The organism is Planktothrix rubescens CCAP 1459/22, assembly GCA_904830895.1.
Classification (GTDB): domain Bacteria; phylum Cyanobacteriota; class Cyanobacteriia; order Cyanobacteriales; family Microcoleaceae; genus Planktothrix; species Planktothrix agardhii.
This window is the reverse complement of the sequence record LR882958.1, coordinates 4320918-4339598: the sequence shown is the minus strand read 5'-3', so window position 1 is coordinate 4339598 and position 18681 is coordinate 4320918. Positions and strand designations below refer to the sequence as shown.

Here is an 18681-nt window from a genome sequence, read left to right as displayed (position 1 = left end):
GGGCGGCTTGGTGTGAGATATTTGTTAATCACCTAAATCTCGATGAACCCGCCCCTACGAACCTAACAATATTCTAAGGTTAGTGACAACCGATAATTGATCATAACTTCCCGGTGTCACTAATCCTAGATTAATGATAGATTTAAGGTTGACTGCTATCGTTCGGTTGAGATGGTTCAACGGGTTTTTGATCCGCGAGTTTTAATAATTCAGGAACCGTGACAAAAGTATAACCCTGCTCTTTGAGTTTTTTGATTACAATGGGTAATGCTTTTACCGTTGCTGAACGATTTCCTCCCCCATCGTGCATTAAAATAATGCCACCGGATTTAGCCTGTTTTAAAACATTATCAATAATTTTGTCCGATGAAGCTTTCCAGTCCTGAGAATCCACTGACCATAAGATATTCACATGATTCTGCTTAAACGCATAATCCAGTAACCCATTATCCAAAACTCCCCCCGGCGGTCGAAATAAGGGACTTTCAACCCCGGTTACTTCTTCAATTAATTTATTGTTGCTTTCAATTTCCTCTGCGGCTCCGGCGGGACTATATTTTTGGTAGCGATGACTCCAGGTATGGTTAGCAATAACATGACCTTCGTTAACTACTTCCTTGCCAATATCTTTCTGATTTTTGAGAGCATAACCCACCCAAAAGAAAGTAGCTTTAATATTATTATCTTTGAGAATATCTAAAACTTGTCGGGTACTCTTAGGCCAGGGGCCATCATCAAAGGTAAACGCAATTACTTTTTGTTCCCCAGGAAGACTCACTTCTTTAACGGTTTTCCCTTGGAATTGTTCAGGAATGGTATAGGTAAAGCGTTGGGTTTCTAGTTCTGCTAAGTTCTTTTCCAGGTTCTCCACACCTTGGGAGATAGCATCTTTCGGATTTAAGTCCGATCTGGATACCACCGCAGGAGTTGTCCGCACCGTAGCAGTATCTTGAGCTTTTTGGGCCCCTTGAGAAATTCTCTTTTGGGGTTGTGAAGAAATCGCAGTAATACCCTGTTTACTTACTCGTTCAACACGCAGATTAAATGGTAATATCACACCCATCACAAAACTTGTAGTCGCCGCTACAAGAGCAAAGAGGGCGATTTTTTGTTGTCGTAGGATAGGACTATACTGAGCCACGAGATTACTCCTTCACACCGAAATGAATTGTAGAACTGAGAGGGATTAAGCTGCACCTGAAAATATGCACCGATCTAACTTTGAGATCAGCATTTATAGACGCATAGTTTCAATAAAAAGTCAAGACAAAGACGAAAGATTTAACCTAACTAATTTTCAAAGGTTTAAAGATAAAACCTTTAAAATCTTAGTACATAAAGCTATCAACAGAAATATATTTTTTTCCTATGACTAATTTATATTTGATTCGTCATGGCATTGCCGCAGAACGGGGAACATATCAAAATGATGATCAACGCCCTTTAACCCAAGAAGGCGATCGCAAAACCCGCCAAGTGGCCAATCGCTTGAAACAACTTAACTTACAATTTGATCAAATTCTCACCAGTCCCTTGATTCGCGCCCGCCAAACCGCAGACATTCTCAAAGCCGTAGGATTATCTTCTAACCTAGAGGAATTTGCCCCCTTAGCTCCCGATGGCAAAATTGAGGATTGGATCTCTTGGTACAAAACTTGGCAGTTAACAGGGGGTAAAAGTTTAGCCTTAGTGGGACATCAACCCGATTTAGGATATTGGGCAGAATTATTAATTTGGGGACAGCCGAAAGCCTCCCTAATAGTCAAAAAAGCCGGAATTATGGGAATTAACCTGCCCGTCACTAACCCCATCGGGAATAGTCAACTGTTCTGGTTAACTCCCCCCAAATTTTTGTTAAGTTAAAGAGCCAAGGGTGATTCATCAGTGTCAGAAAGAGATAACAAAATCCTGTCAAAACGAAAACACTATCAATTGCTCTGGTAATGTAGCTTGATAAATATCCACACACATACATAAACTTCTATGACTGCCATTAGTGAATTCAAGCCCGGTCTTGAGGGTGTTCCGGCTACCTTGTCCAGTGTTAGCTACGTTGATGGACAAAAAGGCATTTTAGAGTACCGAGGAATTGGGATTGAACAACTGGCGAACCAGAGTACCTTTCTGGAAACCTCCTATTTACTGATCTGGGGAAAACTCCCCACCAAAGATGAATTAGCAGACTTTGAACATGAAATTCGCTATCATCGACGGATTAAATATCGAATTCGGGACATGATGAAATGCTTTCCCGAATCTGGACATCCCATGGACGCCTTACAAACTTCGGCGGCAGCTTTAGGACTATTCTATTCTCGTCGGGCTTTAGATAATCCCGAATATATTCGAGAAGCCGTTGTCCGGTTACTGGCTAAAATTCCCACCATGGTTGCAGCTTTCCAATTGATGCGAAAGGGTAACGATCCCGTACAGCCCCGGGATGATTTGGATTATTCCGCCAACTTTCTCTATATGTTAAATGAGCGGGAACCCGATCCGATCGCCGCCCGGGTCTTTGATGTTTGTCTCACCCTTCATGCGGAACATACTATTAACGCTTCTACATTCTCCGCCATGGTAACCGCTTCTACCCTCACCGATCCCTATGCGGTAGTAGCTTCGGCGGTCGGAACCTTAGCTGGGCCATTACATGGGGGGGCGAATGAGGAAGTTTTGACGATGTTAGAGGAAATTGGTTCTGTGGAAAATGTTGGCTCCTACGTGGATAATTTGATTGCGACCAAATCTAAAATCATGGGATTTGGACATCGGGTTTATAAAGTTAAAGATCCCCGGGCTACGATTTTGCAACAACTAGGAGAACAGCTATTTGAAAGGTTTGGCCATGATGAATATTATGAAATTGCTTTGGAATTAGAACGAGTTGTGGCTGATCGTTTAGGGGAAAAAGGCATTTATCCTAACGTTGATTTCTATTCCGGTTTGGTTTACCGCAAGTTAAATATTCCCTCCGATCTATTTACCCCGATTTTTGCGATCGCCCGGGTTTCAGGTTGGTTAGCCCACTGGAAAGAACAAATTACCAAAAACCGCATCTTCCGTCCGACTCAAATTTATACTGGTTCCCATAATGAAACCTATGTTCCCATTCATGAACGCGACTGCGCGATTAACCTAGAAGGAGAAACTCTGTAAACCAGTTTGATCGCCTTATTCAGAGGGAATGTTCAGGCTATCAGGCTAAAGTTTTGAGGGTTATTCAACAGTATAGGTTTTGTTAACAGATACTAATGTATGTTATAGTTTAATACATGGCATACATACCACTCAGAAAAGCGGTCGAATTTCTGGGTCTGCATCCCAATACGTTGAGAAAATACGCTGATGAAGGGAAGATCAAAAGCATCAAAAACCCCGCAGGACAAAGACTCTACGATGTCGAATCCTACATCAGAGATACAGTGGTCGCTACCACTGTTTGCTACTGCCGAGTTAGTTCAACAAAACAGCGAGATGACCTCGATAGACAAGTCTCCTATATGCAATCAATCTACCCAGATGCAGAAATTGTCCGAGATATCGGTTCAGGACTTAACTTCAAAAGGAAAGGATTGCAAGGGTTACTGGTCAGACTTATGCGAGGAGATAAGCTCACAATTGTTGTTGCCTGTAGAGACAGATTATGTCGATTCGGATTTCAATTATTCGAGTTTATGGCAGAACAAAACGGTGGAAACATCGTGGTTCTCGAAAATCCTATATACTGCCCAGAAACCGAACTCACAGCCGATCTTCTCTCCATCCTTGGTGTCTTTTCTTGTCGGATGCACGGACTCAGAAGCTACAGCAAAAAAATCAAAGAAGATCCGAATCTACCTAAACCCTGAACAAAAAAAATTGCTCAAACAATGGTTTGGAGTTAGTAGATTTGTCTACAACGAAACCATTAAATATTTGCAGCAACCTGACACAAAAGCCAACTGGATGGCGATTAAAACAGGAATCTTAAACGGATTACCTGAATGGGCTAAACCCTTCCCTTATCAAATTAAATCAATAGCCATCTTGATACGCCTTGGTTAAGACAATTCTTAACTTATGTATTTGTTAGCAAACGTTAGCAAAAAAGTATCGGCATTCAAACGCTATACTGGTTTACAAAGCCAGGGTGGGAGCGTGAAAGCCCACTGGCTTCAGCCGTGGGATGAAACGCGACGCAGGCACTTTTAAGTGCCGTCATCTACCAATTAATTTGTACCCAGTTATTAGATATTTATGTTATCATATTTTCCATGATCAAAGTAACTCGGACGATTAAATTAAAATTCGCAAAACTCAACCGTTGTCAAGCTCAAATGTTTGAGCAAATGACGGAAGAAAACACGCAGATTGCTAATAAGCTGTTGTCATTGCCAATTAAAGAACGGCGAAAAATGACAACAGCTAAAATCATGTCCGAGTTAAAATCTGCTCTGGTCAATCAAGTTATTCGACATACCACATCCCCAACGGGTCGTAAAACCAAGCAATATAAAGTTCTTCCTGTAGAAGTTAACAATCAAAATTGGAAATTAACTCAAAAAGGGAGTACCTATTCAATTAGCTTCCCGACCCTCAAAGGTGAAAAAAGAATCCCCATTGAAGTAGCATCTCCTCATTGGCAACCCGTTTTAGATGGATTGTTAGAGGAAACAATTCAAGGGGGTTCTTTTAAATTGATTAAACATCGAAATAAGTGGTATGCCTATCTGTCAATTACTGAGGATGTTCCAGAAGTTGAGACAGAGAAAACATTAGGATGTGACCGAGGGCAGAATAATTTAGCGGTAGTTGCACCAAAAGAAGGTTTCGGCAAGTTCTTTAATGGTCAAAGTGTTAAGCATCGAAGACGTTATTTTCAACAAAGAAGGCAACAACTTCAAGAAGCTAAAAAGTTTCGAGCTTTAAAGAAATGGAACAAAAAAGAGCAACGATGGATGGAAGCTATTAACCATACAGTCAGTCGCCGAATTGTTCGTTTTGCCCAATACCATAACGCCGATATTGTTATAGAGGATTTGGAAGGATGTCGTAAAACCATGAAACAGAGCCAGAAATCTCGTTCTGATTCTGGTCAATCTCGACATAGTTGGTCTTATTATTCTTTGGAGCAGAAACTTAATTATAAGTTAGCTCTTAAAGGATTGAAGTTAATCAAAAGACCTGCACCATACACCTCTAAATCTTGCTCAACTTGCGGTGTTATTGGCAAAAGAAATCGGCATGATTTTAATTGCCCTAATGGTCACTACCACAATTCTGATTTTAATGCTGCACGAAATCTGTCTCAATGGGATGGTTTCGCTTGTGATTTAAACCTAAAGAGAGATGCTTCTGTAATGGATTCATCCGGTTTAAATTATGGGGTGTTTGGCGCACCCCCGAACTCGGTGAAAAACAATCAAAAAGAGTATATTCAACTGTCTTTATTTGATTGGGCTAGATACGAGAATCCCACCCCTTTAGCGTAGCGTAGGGGTGGGAGTGTCAAGGCAAAAAATTAGTGATCAGTTCTACAATGATGACTGATGACTGATGACTGATGACTGATTACTGATTACTGATTACTGATTCCATGAACCCAGGAATTGATTTACAAGCAAGTTTTGTAGAAGGCCTCACAGGTCTGGGCCTATCCTTAGAGATGGCCAAATTGTTTTGGCTCCCTCTGCCCATGGGATTAATGATTGTATCTGCAACTGTTGGTGTTTTAGGAACGGTATGGCTAGAAAGGAAAATTTCCGCCGCAGCACAACAACGCATTGGCCCTGAGTATATGGGGCCAATGGGAATCTTAGCCCCTTTAGCTGATGGTTTGAAATTACTGTTCAAAGAAGATACTATTCCCTTTAATGCAGACCCCTGGTTATTTACCTTGGGGCCGGTTATTGTCTCCATTCCCGTGTTTTTGTCCTATTTAATTGTCCCCTTTGGACAAAACATGGTGATTACGGATCTAAGTACCGCTATTTTTCTCTGGATTGCCCTTTCAAGTATTCAACCGATTGGGTTATTAATGTCCGGTTATGCCTCTAATAATAAATATTCTTTATTAGGAGGGTTACGGGCCGTCGCCCAATCCATTAGCTATGAAATTCCCCTGGCTTTAGCAGTTTTAGCCGTGGTCATGATGTCCAATAGTATGAGTACCTTGGATATCGTGAATCAGCAATCTGGCTATGGGATTCTAGGTTGGAATATCTGGCGTCAACCCGTGGGGTTCATGATTTTCTGGATTGCAGCCCTGGCCGAGTGTGAACGCTTGCCCTTTGACTTACCTGAAGCTGAGGAAGAACTGGTTGCCGGTTATCAGACTGAATATTCGGGGATGAAGTTTGCTCTGTATTATTTGGCCTCTTATGTCAACTTGGTATTGTCCGCTCTAATCGTGGCAGTCTTATACCTGGGGGGTTGGGATTTCCCGATTCCGGTTGATATGGTGGCTCCGCTCTTAGGAGTCAGTGAAACTACACCCTGGTTACAAGTCATTTTGGCGATGTTGGGCATCACCATGACCGTTTTAAAGGCTTATCTGTTAGTGTTTACGGCGGTTTTACTGCGCTGGACATTACCTCGGGTTCGGATTGACCAATTATTAAATCTAGGCTGGAAATTCCTATTACCCGTTGGCTTAGTCAATCTACTATTAACGGCCGCACTCAAGTTGGCTTTTCCCGTTGCTTTTGGCGGATAAAGCCAAATCAGTAATCAGTTATCAGTGTAAGATTTTAATTTGAAAGCTACTGATTACCAACTGAGTCTGAAATACTGATTGCAGATCACTTAAATCTTTACTGATAACTAATTACTGTTTACTGATAACTGTTAGAGGGAGACATCATGCTCAAGTTTCTGAACCAAGTTACCGATTACGCGAAGGAAACCTTTCAATCTGCAAAGTATATCGGCCAGGGGCTTGGGGTTACGTTTGATCATATGCGTCGTCGCCCCATTACCGTTCAGTACCCCTATGAAAAATTAATTCCTTCTGAACGGTTTCGGGGGCGGATTCATTTTGAATTTGATAAATGTATTTCCTGCGAGGTTTGTGTTCGCGTTTGTCCGATCAATTTACCCGTTGTGGATTGGGACTATAACAAGGAAACCAAGAAAAAGCAGCTTAAACACTACAGTATTGATTTTGGGGTCTGTATTTTCTGTGGAAACTGTGTGGAATACTGCCCCACCAATTGCCTCTCGATGACGGAGGAATATGAATTAGCGGCCTATGACCGTCATGAATTGAACTATGACAGCGTAGCCCTAGGACGTTTACCCTATAAGGTGACCAATGATCCAATGGTCACACCGTTGCGAGAGTTCGCTTATTTACCCGCCGGGGAAATTGACCCCCATGATTTACCGGAAACGGCAGTTCGACCCGGGTTACGCCCAGAATCCATTATTGAACAAAAGTCAAAAGGCAATCAGGAGTAACGCTGGTACAGACGCGCCGTGGCACGTCTGGCCCACTGATTAAACTGATGACTGATAACTGATGACTGATAACTGATTAAACTGATTAAACTGATTACTGATAAGGATAGAATTGTGAATTTAGCGGAAGGGGTTCAAATTGTTGCTTTTGGCTTATTAGCCGTGATGATGATTGGGACAGCTTTAGGTGTGGTGCTGCTCAAAAATATCGTCTATTCTGCGTTTTTACTCGGGGGTTCATTTATTAGTATTGCTGGATTGTATATTCTCCTGAATGCTGATTTTGTCGCCGCCGCCCAGGTTTTAATTTATGTGGGTTCGGTGAATGTTCTGATCCTATTCGGGATTATGTTGGTTAACAAGAGAGAAACCTTTAAAGAACTGCCTCTAAACTGGCTGCGGAAGGGTGCAACCGCCATTGTCTGTGTGGGATTATTTGCCCTCTTAGGAACCATGGTCTTATCGACTTCTTGGTTAATTACTCCGATTGTTGAACCCGTGGGCGGTTCAGTTACATTAATTGGGCAACACTTTTTTAGTGATTTCCTGTTACCTTTTGAGTTAGCCTCGGTGTTTTTATTAATGGCAATGGTGGGGGCGATTATTCTTGCTCGTCGAGATTATATTTCTGATATTTTACCCACCCAAAAAAGTGAACCTCCGGTTTTAACCTTACAGGAACGTCCTCGTGAGTTGATTTCCGTGGCAAGCGATCGCCCTCAAAAGGGGGAGTAGGGAAGTAGGGGAGCAAGGGAGGCAAACTCTTTCTATTACCTATTACCTATTACCTATTACCTGTTCCCTATTCCCTATTCCTTAATTTTGAACTACAATAAAATTGGAGAACAATAGAGATTTATGCAATTACAACTGGAGTATTTTTTGTTAATAGCAGCGGCTCTTTTTTGTATTGGAATCTATGGATTAATTACCAGTCGTAATGCCGTTCGAGTTTTGATGTCGATTGAATTATTATTGAATGCGGTCAACTTGAACCTCATGGCATTTTCTAACTTCTTAGATTCCGCCAATATTAGGGGTCAAGTCTTCACTGTTTTTGTGATTACCGTAGCTGCGGCGGAAGCGGCTGTAGGTTTAGCCATTGTTCTGGCTATTTATCGCAACCGGGATACCATAGACATGGAAGAATTTAATCTGTTAAAGTGGTAAACCCAATTAGGATTTAAGGATCAACAGAATCAATATGTTAATCTTTAAATCCTAGGGTTGAACCACCATCACCGCATAATTTTCTAAGTTTAGCAATTCCTTCAAAATAGCTTGCAATTCTAAAGGTTCAAAGGATTGTATTTGAGCCGGATAAGTTACCGATATCTCCGGTTCTGCGACAGTAAAATAATATCCATATAGCCCCGCTAATTGTCCTGGGGTTTCCGTTGAAAAGGCATAGTCATTACAGAGAAACCTTTGACTTCTCCTTAATTCTGGTTCTGAAATTGGCTGGTTCATTAACTGATTAACTTCTTCACAAATCAGGGCTTCTACTTTCTCTAAATTTTTAGGTTCTAATAAAGCACTAATCGTAAACAAACTAGACTCTTGTTGTAAGGAAAAGTCACTACAAATATCATGGACAAGTTGCAATTTTTCCCGCAATTTTTGGACTAATCGAGAGGTTCTTCCTGAAGCAACCACCGAAGAAAGCAAATCGAGTCCATAGGCTTGTCTTAATTGTTCCACTCCTGGGCCTGTCCAAGCTAAGGTTAAACGGGCTTCTTCAACATAAGGTAAACGCAGTTCCCGACGATGAATTCCCCGAATTTGAGGTTGCACCACTTCATAAAGATGGGTGTAAGTAGTTGGGGGTAAAAAGTTACTAAAAGCCTGACTAATCATATCCAGAGCTTGTTGTTCTTCTACATCTCCAATAATCACCACAGCCATATTTTCCGGTTGGTAGCGACATCGATGAAACCGTCGCATTTCATGGGGCGCTCGCGCCATTAATTTTGCTTCTGTTCCCAAAACCGAACGACTGTAGGGGTGACGTTCATACACCGTTTCCATTAAAACCTGGAAACTCAGCCAATCGGGATCATCTTGAGCCTGACGAATTTCCTCTAAAACTACATCCCGTTCTCGATTAAACTCACCATCGGGAATAGTGGCATGGAGCAGCAACTCCCCCAGGGCGTTTAAGGTTTCCTCTAAATACTGAACGGCGGTTGTAATATAAAAATGGGCATAATCGTGACTGGTAGCAGCATTAGCGACACCGCCGCAACTTTCAATCACTTGATCGAACATCCCCGGCCCAATCCAATCTGTGCCTTTAAAAATCATGTGCTCTAAAAAATGCGCCATCCCTGACCACATATCCGGTTCGTAAATGGCACCCGCCCTAACCCAAACATCCACAACCACTACCGGAGTAGCGGTCATCTGTTGATGAATCACCGTTAAACCATTGTTTAGCTTAAAAGTTTTGGCGGGAAACGTTGAAGTTGTCAAAACTTGAGACAAATTATTTTAAGTTAAACTCCACTTAATGTAGCCTACTTCAAATTAATCAGCAGTAGTAGAGAAAATCTGAGTACCTTGATACAAATTGGCGTGTGCCCCACGCTAATTAATCCTTTTTGCAGAATGTTTAAAGCTGCGTTTCTATTTTTGCGGTCAAAAAATATCACCCTAGAGAAAAAGCTAATTCTAAGAATTAGTGCTTCCCTAGGATGAAGATTAATTAAACTGATCGATGTATCAATCAATCACTAAATTTAAACGACTGGGAATCCAGTATTAGGAAAGAAGGCGTTTTGGGCAACAACTTGGACTCCAGGAACAGGAACCAAAGTTTTTTCATTGATAGCAGGGGTCGGTTTAACACTAGACACACCGATAGCCAGTTGGGCTGCTTGACCCGAGCCTAAGATGACATTAGGAATTGCAGTGGTCGGGAAATTCCCTGTTGTCCGTACAATGTAGTCGCCCGGGGTGGTCAGGTTAAAGAAGCCAAAGGAACCAGACGCATCGGTAACAGAAGCCGGCTCAACCAAAGAAGTATCATTATCCCGTTTGGCGTTGTTGTTGAAGTCAAGATAGACTTGGACTCCGGCTTTGTTGGGTTCACCCGGTTGCACAATCCCATCCGAGTTTAAATCATTGAAAACAAATCCAGTAATGCTATCACGCAGCACCGCTGTCGGTGTCTGAGCAAAAGTATACAGGAAGTTGGCCTGAGCCGAACCGCCTGGAATCACAGGAGCATTAATGGTGGCTCCGGGCGACGGTGACGTTCTAACGTAGGCGGTGGTTGGGGGAAGTGAAGTCACCGGGAAGGTCTTGGCGACGGACAGAGGATCATTTAAAAGTTGGTAGGCGAGATAGGGGTTTTGAGCCAAGGTGGCGTTAGATTCCTGACCAACGTTGGTATTTAAGCCTTTGATAATATAAGCCCCATCAATACCACTGACCGTAGACTTTTCGCCCAAGTCAAAGACATTATTTCCGTTAGAGTCAAGAAAGACAGTAATGCCGTTAATTCCGGGTTCGTTGGCTTCTGGGACGCCATTACCATTTCGGTCATTAATGACTTTACCGTAAACACTATTGGGAACCACAACTCCCAAATCCGCTTTGTTGATAGTTGAGCCAGCAAAGACATCAACAACTAAGGGAGTATTGGTTGTTTGTAAATCACCCAGAATCGAGAGAGCTCCATCTACCTTATCAGCAGTTTGAGCAATTCTCAACAGGTAGGAGCCAGCAGGTAAAGCATTAAAGTTATAGAACCCAGCTTCATTGCTCAAGGTTCTGGGTTCGTTAGCATTCAGGAAACCATCGTTATTGAGGTCAATGTAGACTGGAACCCTGGGTAACGTGGCATCCACTAAGGGATCGTATACCTGAGTCTGAGGGGAAAACCCATTGGGATTGGCAATAACGTTGCCCTTATCGTCATAGGCGTAGAGACCCAGTAGATTGTTATCTACAAAGACAGCCCCATTAATGTTGCCAGTCAAAGACGGAACAATAGGAGGGATAACAACTGCCGCCGTATTTACAATATTAAATGTAGCTACCTCAGCAGGGGCTCCCGTCAGGGGAACAGCCGATAATGGAGTTGTCCGGGTCAAACCAGGGGAAACCGTTGATGCAACTAGGTAACTTCCCGCAGCGAGATTAGGAAACGAATAAAGACCGTTAACGTCAGTGGCAGCAATCTTTTCAGCAGTGTCGGGTAAACCATTGCCGTTGCTATCTAAAAAGACTGTGACACCCGGAAGTGCCACGTCTCCAGCATCAAAGATGCCGTTGCGATTAATATCATTAAATGTTTTACCGTTGAGTGTACTCACGATTTGACTCCTCCACCAGAGTGAATTGCGAAACGCATCGAAAACTTAGACTGATTCCGTTTGACTTAGGGCAGAACTCCTTGCTCAACCTTCAACTACAACCCTTAATCGGAATCACTAGGGTGTATCCAGTCCAAGCAAGATATGAATTCTACATTATCGTAGGCAACTATATCAGACTTCCTAGAGATCTGGCAATTTTGATCGCCAGATTGAATTACGGGTTGCCATTAATAGGCATCTTGCAACTCATGGAAATCAGGAGAGATATAATCTTTTCTTAAAGGCCAACCCACCCAATCTTCAGGCATTAAAATCCGTTTCAGATTAGGATGACCTTCGTAGACGATACCATACATATCGTAGGATTCTCGCTCCTGAAAATCGGCTGCTTTCCATATCCAGTAGACTGAAGGGACTCTAGGGTCACCCCGTGGGACAAAGACCTTGACGCAGATTTCCTGCGGTTGTTCCACATCATCATCAATCTTAACTAAATGATAAACGCTGACGAGGGCATCTCCAGGGCCAGCATCATAAGCACATTGACAACGTAAGCAGTTAAAACCATAAGCATACAGGGCAGTGGCAAGGGGAATCAAGTAGTCTCGATCAACTTTAATCATTTCTACCCCCATGGCATTAGGGCCTAGGGATTCTTGCTCAAAACCATTTTCACTCAACCACTGGGAGACTTTCCCGACTTCGACTAAGGGGGCTTCAGAATTATCCACGTTTTTCCTCCTGGGCAGGTTCAGCCATTAAAGCGGGGGGAACTGCCCCACCCATGGCTTCGGTTAATTCCTTGGGGGGAACCTGACGGGATTGTGTCATCAAATATTGACCTGTTAAAATCGGTTCCACCGGTTTCAGATTGTGGGGGCGGGTGTAATAACGGTGGGTTTGTTGGAGATTGGCCCGCTCCTGTAGGGAATCATTGGCTACTTTTTTCCGCAGTTTGATCACCGCATCAATAATCGCTTCAGGACGGGGGGGACACCCGGGAATATAAACATCCACAGGAATTAATTTATCCACGCCCCGCACCGCCGAGGGAGAGTCCATACTAAACATCCCCCCGGTCACTGTACAAGCTCCCATAGCAATCACATACTTGGGTTCGGGCATTTGGTCGTACAGACGCACCAAAATCGGGGCGTATTTCATGGTAATAGTTCCGGCGGTAATCAGTAAATCCGCCTGTCGAGGGCTAGACCGGGGAACCAGACCAAAACGGTCAAAGTCAAACCGAGAACCAATTAAACCTGCAAATTCAATAAAACAACAGGCTGTCCCGTACAACAGTGGCCATAGGCTAGAGAGCTTTGCCCAGTTGTAAAGATCATCTACCGTGGTCAGGATCAAGTTTTCCGAGAGTTCCTGAGTCACTTGGGGTCGCTCAACCGGATTAATAATTTTTTCCATGTCGGGTGAAACGTTTTGAGTCATGGTTGTATCACTATCACTGTCTATGACCATTCCAAAGCACCTTTACGCCAGGCGTAAACCAGTGCAATGACAAGAATGGAAATAAAAATTAAGGCTTCAATAAAAGCCAAGAGTCCCAAATTGTGGAAGACAACGGCCCAAGGGTAGAGAAACACGGTTTCAACGTCAAAAATGACAAACACCAAGGCGAACATATAGTATCGGATGTTGAATTGAATCCATGCTCCTCCAATGGGTTCGTTTCCTGACTCGTAGGTGGTATGACGGACACCACGACGGCTTTTAGGCCCTAAAACCTTGGAAGCTGTCAAAGCCAGGATGGGAACTAGGCTGCATAAGATTAGGAAGCCTAAAAAGTATTCGTAGCCACTAAGAACAAACACAATAAATTACTGACCGTTCTGGGTTTGTAACTGATTTTTTACATTTTGACATACTCCCACCCTTAATCTTCGATCTCACGGGGATTCTTAAATTTAAACTTAGACAGGGCTTCCCCACTCAGAAAGTTTCCGTGATTTGCTCAAATTTTGTAATATTATTTAATAGTTATTTTAATAATCCCAAACTCATCCGGTGTTGAAGTTATGAGTGATCCGGCCACTGAAGTTACAGTCCTTGATCGCCATGAGTGTAGGGCTTGTGGCTATGTCTATGAGCCGACGAAAGGGAGTTCTAAGGTTTCTGCGGGAACGGCCTTTACCGATCTGCCCAAAAAATGGCGTTGTCCGGTTTGTGGTGCGCCTTCAAGCCAGTTTATCAATATTGGTTCTCAGGAAAACCCATCGGGGTTTGAGGAAAATAAAGGCTTTGGTTTGGGGGTCAATACCTTGACTGCTGAACAGAAGAATCTTCTAATTTTTGGGGCCTTGGCCCTAGGATTTTTGTTTTTTATGAGTTTGTATGGCTTAAGTTGAGGGAGTTCAAATTTCTTTGAATCTGATGCACATTGTTAAATTTTTGCAAAAAATCGTTATAGTATTGACAGTTGCTCTTATCTGTGTTAGCTGTCGCTACTTACCCCAACTCAGTTACAATCCCTGGGAAGTGGTTTCTACGGGAACCCAAGCCGATTTAGCTGATATTGCCTTTACCGGAACTAATCCCCAACGGGGTTGGGTTGTGGGGAGTGACGCTACGCTACTGGAAACAACTGATGGCGGTGACCATTGGGATGTGAAACAACTGGATTTAGGTGAGGAAAAGGTTCGCTTCAACTCCATCAGCTTTAACGGTGCTGAGGGGTGGATTGTAGGACTTCCCTCGATTCTGCTGCACACGACCAATGAAGGTCAAACTTGGGATCGGATTCTTCTGAATGCTAAGTTACCTGGATCTCCCTATAGTATTGAAGCTCTGAGTCCCAATAGTGCTGAAATGACTACGGATTTGGGCGCAATTTACCAAACCGAAGACGGCGGGAAAAGTTGGACAGCCCTGGTTGAAGATGCGGTGGGTTTTGTCAGAAATTTATCTCGCTCTGAGGAGGGTCGCTATATTAGCGTTTCGGCGAAGGGCAATTTTTACTCGACTTGGGAACCCGGATCTCAAGCCTGGGAACCCCATAATCGTTTTAGTTCTAAGCGATTAGAGAAAATTGGTTTTGGTCAGAATGGCCGCCTCTGGATGATTGCTCGTGGGGGTGAATTGCGATTTACTGACCCGGAAAATGCTACTGAGTGGGGTGAACCCATTAACCCTGAATATTCAACCAGTTGGGGATTTTTGGATTTGGCCTATCGCACTCCTGAAGAAATTTGGGTTAGTGGTGGCAGTGGAAACCTCCTCTGTAGTTTGGACGGGGGTAAAACTTGGCAAAAAGACGTGGAAGTGCAAAACGTCCCTTCTAACCTTTACAAAATCAAGTTCCTGGACTCGGAACAGGGTTATGTCCTGGGTCAACGGGGTGCTTTACTCCGTTATCAGGGTTCTACCCCACAAACGGCTTAAACCGATTCTGAGGAAATCTATGGAGTAGGCTTGTTCCACATTCCCTGCTCCCGTATCATTAGATTTGAGTATTTAACTTTTCCTTGAGGAGATTTAACGATGTCAGGTACAACTGGAGAGCGTCCTTTTGGGGATATTATTACCAGTATCCGGTATTGGGTAATTCACAGTATTACTATTCCGGCTTTATTTGTTGCGGGTTGGCTATTTATCAGCACGGGTCTGGCTTACGATACCTTTGGCACTCCTCGCCCCGATGAGTATTTTACTCAACAACGGCAGGAACTTCCGATTGTAAGCGATCGCCTGAATAGCAAAAAACAAATTAGCGACTTTTCAAGTAAATAGTTGACATAGGAGTTTAATAAAATGGCAACGGGTGGCAGTTCCAATGAACCCATAAGTTATCCGATTTTTAGTGTTCGTTGGTTAGCAATTCATACTTTAGCAGTACCTACGGTTTTTTTCTTAGGTGCGATCGCGGCTATGCAATTTATTCAACGATAGGAGACTAACTATGGATCGCAGTAATAATCCTAATCGCCAACCTGTGGAGTTGAACAGAACTTCACTCTATTTAGGTTTGCTGTTGGTTTTTGTTGTGGGTATTTTGTTCTCCAGTTATTTCTTTAACTAACTGGATTTTTTCTCGATTTAACAATTTTGGATCTTGCCAATCGGAAACGTATTTTTTTACAAAATATTTATCCTAAATCTCATATCCAAAATCTAAAATCCCTTGTCAATTAAACTTTGAATTAACGAGGTAATAACTGTGTTGCAATCAGGTAGACTTCCTTTGTGGTTAGTCGCCACTGTTGCCGGAACTGGCGTTTTAGTGGTAGTTGGTTTGTTTTTCTATGGTTCCTATGTTGGTATAGGTTCTTCCTTCTAAGAACGATGTCTAATCAGTTATCAGTTAACAGTTAATAGCCAACAACTCAACTGTTGAATATTAAACTGTTAACTGTTAACTCTTAAACTGTTAACTGTTAACTGATGACTGATGACTGATAACTGATGACTGATTCTGTCTTTGATGCTGAACGTTTACTTTTTACTCCGACACCCTCTAATTTAGATGCTATTCCAATTATTTTTGCCTTTCCAAATGAATATACCGTTGGGATTACCAGTTTAGGTTATCAACTGGTTTGGGCAACTTTAGCGATGCGTTCAGATGTAGAAGTCAGTCGTCTATTTACCGATTTACACGAACCTTTACCCCAACATCCTGAACTGGTGGGTTTTTCCTTTTCTTGGGAACTTGATTATGTCAATATTTTTGAGCGTTTAGAATTCTTAAATATTCCTTTACGTTCAATTCAAAGAACCGAAAAATACCCCTTAATTTTTGGAGGTGGCCCGGTATTAACTGCCAACCCAGAACCATTTGCCGATTTTTTTGATATTATTTTACTCGGTGATGGGGAAAATTTATTAGGCAATTTTATAGATGCTTATCAACAGGTGCGTCATGAATCTCGCCCAACTCAATTAAGACATTTAGCACAAATCCCTGGAATTTATATTCCCAGTTTATATCAAGTATCTTATCACAGTTTAGACGGTGAAATTCAAGAGATTAAACCCCTAGATTCTAGTATTCCTTCCCAAGTTCAAAAACAAACCTATCGAAGCAATATTCTATCCGCTTCAACGGTCGTAACAGAAAAAGCCGCTTGGGAGAATATTTATATGGTAGAAGTGGTTCGTAGTTGTCCTGAAATGTGCCGTTTTTGTTTAGCCAGTTATTTAACTTTACCCTTTAGAACTGCTAGTTTAGAAGCCTCATTAATTCCAGCAATTGAAAAGGGACTACAAGTAACAAGACGCTTAGGTTTATTAGGGGCGTCGGTAACACAACATCCCGAATTTGATCAATTATTGAACTATTTAACCCAACCGAAATATGATGATGTGCGGTTAAGTATTGCTTCAGTTAGAACAAATACCGTTACCGAAAAACTAGCAAAAACCTTAGCAAAAAGAGAGACTCGCACCTTGACAATTGCCGTTGAAAGTGGTAGCGATCGCCTGCGAAAAATTATTAATAAAAAATTAGAAAACGAGGAAATTCTGCAAGCAATTATTAACGCTAAAAATGGCGGTTTACAGGGTATGAAAATCTATGGGATGGTGGGGATACCAGGGGAAGAATTAGAGGATGTACAAGCCACCGTAGACCTAATGAAAGCCTTAAAAAAATCTGCCCCAGGCTTTAGATTAACCTTGGGTTGTAGTACCTTTGTGCCCAAATCCCATACTCCGTTTCAATGGTTTGGGGTGAATCCCGATGCCGAAAAAAGACTAAAATTATTAGAAAAACAGTTAAAATCAAATGGGATAGATTTTAGACCAGAAAGTTATAAATGGTCAGTAATTCAAGCGCTACTTTCTAGGGGCGATCGCCGTCTTTCCCATCTATTAGAATTAGTTAGAAACTATGGAGAATCTCTAGGAAGTTATCGTCGCGCCTTCAAAGAATTACGGGGAAAATTACCGACTATGGAATATTATGTTAACCAAAATTGGGATTTAGATCAAGTCTTACCTTGGGAACATCTGCAAGGCCCCTTACCCGTCGCCACCCTAAAAAAACACCTCGCAGATTCTCTATCGGGGTCATAAGCAAAACCCAGGAACTTTATCACCCCCTATCTATTTCTTAGTGTCTTTGTGCCTTTGTGGTTACTTCTTGACTGAAAAAGTTAACCAACTGAATAATTTATTAACCGATAATTGGTAATCTTTTAATATATCTAAAACTGGTAAAATTTGTTCTCCTTCAAATACTTCGGGTTGTTGTTTAGGTTTAAATACTAATACTAATCTTTCCTGGGGGTCAATTAACCAACCTAATTGTGTTTGATGTTTTAAACAGAATAAAATATTATTAATCACACGGGTTGTATTTTGGTCTGGGGATAGGATTTCAATTTTCCAATCTGGGTAAATATTAACATCATTAGCGATTTCCCCTTGTGCATCTAGGGGGATATTTTGCCATTCTAATACAACAATATCAGGAATAATAGAACGCCCGCCAAAACTACAGCGTAATTCAGGGAAAGCACAGGCTAACTGTTGAGTTTCAGCGACTTGGCTAATAGAATCAATCAGACATTTTTGAAGGCGACTATGTTTTCCTTTAGGCATGGGTTTTTGATAAACAACTCCGTTAATATATTCTTGGGCGGGTTTGGTTTCCGGTTGGGTTAAAAATTCCTCTAGGGAGAGAGATTGAATTTGGGGTTTATCTTCAATTTGAATCATAATTTCAATAATAACTAATTCAGTAATAGCAAGAGCGATTGGACAATTAAGCAAAGATTATTTAGCACGTTTTTCCATCCGTGTTCATGATTCTATTGTTAATAATCAAAAAAATCAATATAATTACCTGTCTTTATTTGATTGGGCTAGATACGAGAATCCCACCCCTTTAGCGTAGCGTAGGGGTGGGAGTGTCAATTTCTTGTACATCAGGTTCAATTTGAGGAATTAATTGGAGAGTCAAATCGAA

The 18681-nt window shown here is 42.1% G+C and carries 23 protein-coding genes; 16 read left to right on the top strand and 7 right to left on the bottom strand.

Annotated features, from left to right (window positions below; all coding sequences use genetic code 11):
* Positions 1 to 142 precede the first annotated feature (142 nt).
* Positions 143 to 1141 (bottom strand): polysaccharide deacetylase family protein, encoded by a 999-nt coding sequence (locus tag NMG86_RS19870; RefSeq protein WP_026798799.1) that lies wholly within the window; start codon positions 1139 to 1141, stop codon positions 143 to 145.
* 227 nt (positions 1142 to 1368) lie between these two features.
* On the opposite strand from NMG86_RS19870, the gene sixA reads away from it, so the two are divergent.
* From sixA to nuoK, 9 genes are all read left to right on the top strand, one after another.
* On the top strand, positions 1369 to 1863 hold the full coding sequence (gene sixA / locus NMG86_RS19865; protein ID WP_026796335.1) for a phosphohistidine phosphatase SixA: 495 nt from the start codon (positions 1369 to 1371) through the stop codon (positions 1861 to 1863).
* Positions 1864 to 1983: 120 nt separating this feature from the next.
* Complete coding sequence (locus tag NMG86_RS19860) at positions 1984 to 3156, top strand: citrate synthase (protein ID WP_026796334.1); 1173 nt, start codon at positions 1984 to 1986, stop codon at positions 3154 to 3156.
* 116 nt (positions 3157 to 3272) lie between these two features.
* Complete coding sequence (locus tag NMG86_RS19855; RefSeq protein ID WP_026798537.1) at positions 3273 to 3848, top strand: IS607 family transposase; 576 nt, start codon at positions 3273 to 3275, stop codon at positions 3846 to 3848.
* A gap of 10 nt (positions 3849 to 3858) precedes the next feature.
* Positions 3859 to 4044: a helix-turn-helix domain-containing protein gene (locus tag NMG86_RS19850; protein WP_071782614.1), complete on the top strand. Its 186-nt coding sequence runs from the start codon at positions 3859 to 3861 to the stop codon at positions 4042 to 4044.
* A gap of 209 nt (positions 4045 to 4253) precedes the next feature.
* Positions 4254 to 5471, top strand: a complete 1218-nt coding sequence (locus NMG86_RS19845) for an RNA-guided endonuclease TnpB family protein (protein WP_498606983.1) — start codon at positions 4254 to 4256, stop codon at positions 5469 to 5471.
* 104 nt (positions 5472 to 5575) lie between these two features.
* Positions 5576 to 6694 (top strand): NADH-quinone oxidoreductase subunit NuoH, encoded by a 1119-nt coding sequence (gene nuoH / locus NMG86_RS19840; RefSeq protein WP_026785465.1) that lies wholly within the window; start codon positions 5576 to 5578, stop codon positions 6692 to 6694.
* A gap of 146 nt (positions 6695 to 6840) precedes the next feature.
* Positions 6841 to 7437, top strand: coding sequence for an NAD(P)H-quinone oxidoreductase subunit I (gene ndhI / locus NMG86_RS19835; RefSeq protein ID WP_026785466.1), 597 nt, complete (start codon positions 6841 to 6843; stop codon positions 7435 to 7437).
* 114 nt (positions 7438 to 7551) lie between these two features.
* The gene (locus NMG86_RS19830) at positions 7552 to 8172 is read left to right on the top strand and encodes an NADH-quinone oxidoreductase subunit J (RefSeq protein ID WP_026785467.1); all 621 of its coding nucleotides are present in this window, start codon (positions 7552 to 7554) and stop codon (positions 8170 to 8172) included.
* 123 nt (positions 8173 to 8295) lie between these two features.
* A complete protein-coding gene (nuoK, locus tag NMG86_RS19825) occupies positions 8296 to 8607 on the top strand; it encodes an NADH-quinone oxidoreductase subunit NuoK (RefSeq protein ID WP_026785468.1) in 312 nt (103 codons plus the stop codon).
* Positions 8608 to 8658: 51 nt separating this feature from the next.
* Here the strand turns inward: nuoK and NMG86_RS19820 are convergent, their stop codons facing one another.
* From NMG86_RS19820 to ndhC, 5 genes are all read right to left on the bottom strand, one after another.
* On the bottom strand, positions 8659 to 9921 hold the full coding sequence (locus NMG86_RS19820; protein ID WP_026796332.1) for a M16 family metallopeptidase: 1263 nt from the start codon (positions 9919 to 9921) through the stop codon (positions 8659 to 8661).
* Positions 9922 to 10175: 254 nt separating this feature from the next.
* Entirely contained in the window at positions 10176 to 11756 is a 1581-nt protein-coding gene (locus NMG86_RS19815; protein WP_026796331.1) for an SdrD B-like domain-containing protein, read from the bottom strand.
* A 230-nt stretch (positions 11757 to 11986) separates the two neighbouring features.
* A complete protein-coding gene (locus NMG86_RS19810) occupies positions 11987 to 12490 on the bottom strand; it encodes an NAD(P)H-quinone oxidoreductase subunit J (RefSeq protein WP_026785471.1) in 504 nt (167 codons plus the stop codon).
* Complete coding sequence (locus tag NMG86_RS19805; RefSeq protein ID WP_199918569.1) at positions 12483 to 13205, bottom strand: NADH dehydrogenase subunit K; 723 nt, start codon at positions 13203 to 13205, stop codon at positions 12483 to 12485. The genes NMG86_RS19810 and NMG86_RS19805 overlap by 8 nt, the downstream gene beginning before the upstream one ends.
* A gap of 20 nt (positions 13206 to 13225) precedes the next feature.
* The gene (gene ndhC, locus NMG86_RS19800; protein ID WP_026785473.1) at positions 13226 to 13588 is read right to left on the bottom strand and encodes a photosynthetic/respiratory NAD(P)H-quinone oxidoreductase subunit C; all 363 of its coding nucleotides are present in this window, start codon (positions 13586 to 13588) and stop codon (positions 13226 to 13228) included.
* Positions 13589 to 13792: 204 nt separating this feature from the next.
* Between ndhC and NMG86_RS19795 the strand changes: the two genes are divergently transcribed.
* The 7 genes from NMG86_RS19795 (at position 13793) to NMG86_RS19765 (ending at position 17786) form a co-directional block, all read left to right on the top strand.
* On the top strand, positions 13793 to 14122 hold the full coding sequence (locus tag NMG86_RS19795; RefSeq protein ID WP_026785474.1) for a rubredoxin: 330 nt from the start codon (positions 13793 to 13795) through the stop codon (positions 14120 to 14122).
* Positions 14123 to 14147: 25 nt separating this feature from the next.
* Complete coding sequence (locus tag NMG86_RS19790; protein ID WP_026785475.1) at positions 14148 to 15155, top strand: photosynthesis system II assembly factor Ycf48; 1008 nt, start codon at positions 14148 to 14150, stop codon at positions 15153 to 15155.
* A gap of 99 nt (positions 15156 to 15254) precedes the next feature.
* Positions 15255 to 15503: a cytochrome b559 subunit alpha gene (gene psbE / locus NMG86_RS19785; RefSeq protein ID WP_026785476.1), complete on the top strand. Its 249-nt coding sequence runs from the start codon at positions 15255 to 15257 to the stop codon at positions 15501 to 15503.
* Between the two features lie 21 nt (positions 15504 to 15524).
* Positions 15525 to 15662, top strand: coding sequence for a cytochrome b559 subunit beta (gene psbF, locus NMG86_RS19780; RefSeq protein WP_026785477.1), 138 nt, complete (start codon positions 15525 to 15527; stop codon positions 15660 to 15662).
* Positions 15663 to 15672: 10 nt separating this feature from the next.
* A complete protein-coding gene (gene psbL, locus NMG86_RS19775) occupies positions 15673 to 15792 on the top strand; it encodes a photosystem II reaction center protein PsbL (protein ID WP_071782613.1) in 120 nt (39 codons plus the stop codon).
* 138 nt (positions 15793 to 15930) lie between these two features.
* Positions 15931 to 16050 (top strand): photosystem II reaction center protein J, encoded by a 120-nt coding sequence (locus NMG86_RS19770; protein ID WP_071782612.1) that lies wholly within the window; start codon positions 15931 to 15933, stop codon positions 16048 to 16050.
* A 125-nt stretch (positions 16051 to 16175) separates the two neighbouring features.
* On the top strand, positions 16176 to 17786 hold the full coding sequence (locus NMG86_RS19765) for a B12-binding domain-containing radical SAM protein (RefSeq protein ID WP_026785478.1): 1611 nt from the start codon (positions 16176 to 16178) through the stop codon (positions 17784 to 17786).
* A gap of 60 nt (positions 17787 to 17846) precedes the next feature.
* Here NMG86_RS19765 and NMG86_RS19760 read toward each other — a convergent pair whose 3' ends face one another.
* A complete protein-coding gene (locus tag NMG86_RS19760; protein WP_306439069.1) occupies positions 17847 to 18485 on the bottom strand; it encodes a Uma2 family endonuclease in 639 nt (212 codons plus the stop codon).
* Between the last annotated feature and the right edge of the window lie 196 nt (positions 18486 to 18681).

Bases quoted from the DNA above. Each gene is read 5' to 3' on its own strand.
- NMG86_RS19860 (WP_026796334.1), top strand. From the start codon at position 1,984: ATGACTGCCATTAGTGAATTCAAGCCCGGTCTTGAGGGTGTTCCGGCT.
- NMG86_RS19790 (WP_026785475.1), top strand. From the start codon at position 14,148: ATGCACATTGTTAAATTTTTGCAAAAAATCGTTATAGTATTGACAGTT.
- nuoK (WP_026785468.1), top strand. From the start codon at position 8,296: ATGCAATTACAACTGGAGTATTTTTTGTTAATAGCAGCGGCTCTTTTT.
- NMG86_RS19855 (WP_026798537.1), top strand. From the start codon at position 3,273: ATGGCATACATACCACTCAGAAAAGCGGTCGAATTTCTGGGTCTGCAT.
- psbF (WP_026785477.1), top strand. From the start codon at position 15,525: ATGGCAACGGGTGGCAGTTCCAATGAACCCATAAGTTATCCGATTTTT.
- psbE (WP_026785476.1), top strand. From the start codon at position 15,255: ATGTCAGGTACAACTGGAGAGCGTCCTTTTGGGGATATTATTACCAGT.
- ndhI (WP_026785466.1), top strand. From the start codon at position 6,841: ATGCTCAAGTTTCTGAACCAAGTTACCGATTACGCGAAGGAAACCTTT.
- NMG86_RS19845 (WP_498606983.1), top strand. From the start codon at position 4,254: ATGATCAAAGTAACTCGGACGATTAAATTAAAATTCGCAAAACTCAAC.
- NMG86_RS19805 (WP_199918569.1), bottom strand. From the start codon at position 13,205: ATGACTCAAAACGTTTCACCCGACATGGAAAAAATTATTAATCCGGTT.
- NMG86_RS19795 (WP_026785474.1), top strand. From the start codon at position 13,793: ATGAGTGATCCGGCCACTGAAGTTACAGTCCTTGATCGCCATGAGTGT.
- sixA (WP_026796335.1), top strand. From the start codon at position 1,369: ATGACTAATTTATATTTGATTCGTCATGGCATTGCCGCAGAACGGGGA.
- NMG86_RS19765 (WP_026785478.1), top strand. From the start codon at position 16,176: ATGACTGATTCTGTCTTTGATGCTGAACGTTTACTTTTTACTCCGACA.
- psbL (WP_071782613.1), top strand. From the start codon at position 15,673: ATGGATCGCAGTAATAATCCTAATCGCCAACCTGTGGAGTTGAACAGA.
- nuoH (WP_026785465.1), top strand. From the start codon at position 5,576: ATGAACCCAGGAATTGATTTACAAGCAAGTTTTGTAGAAGGCCTCACA.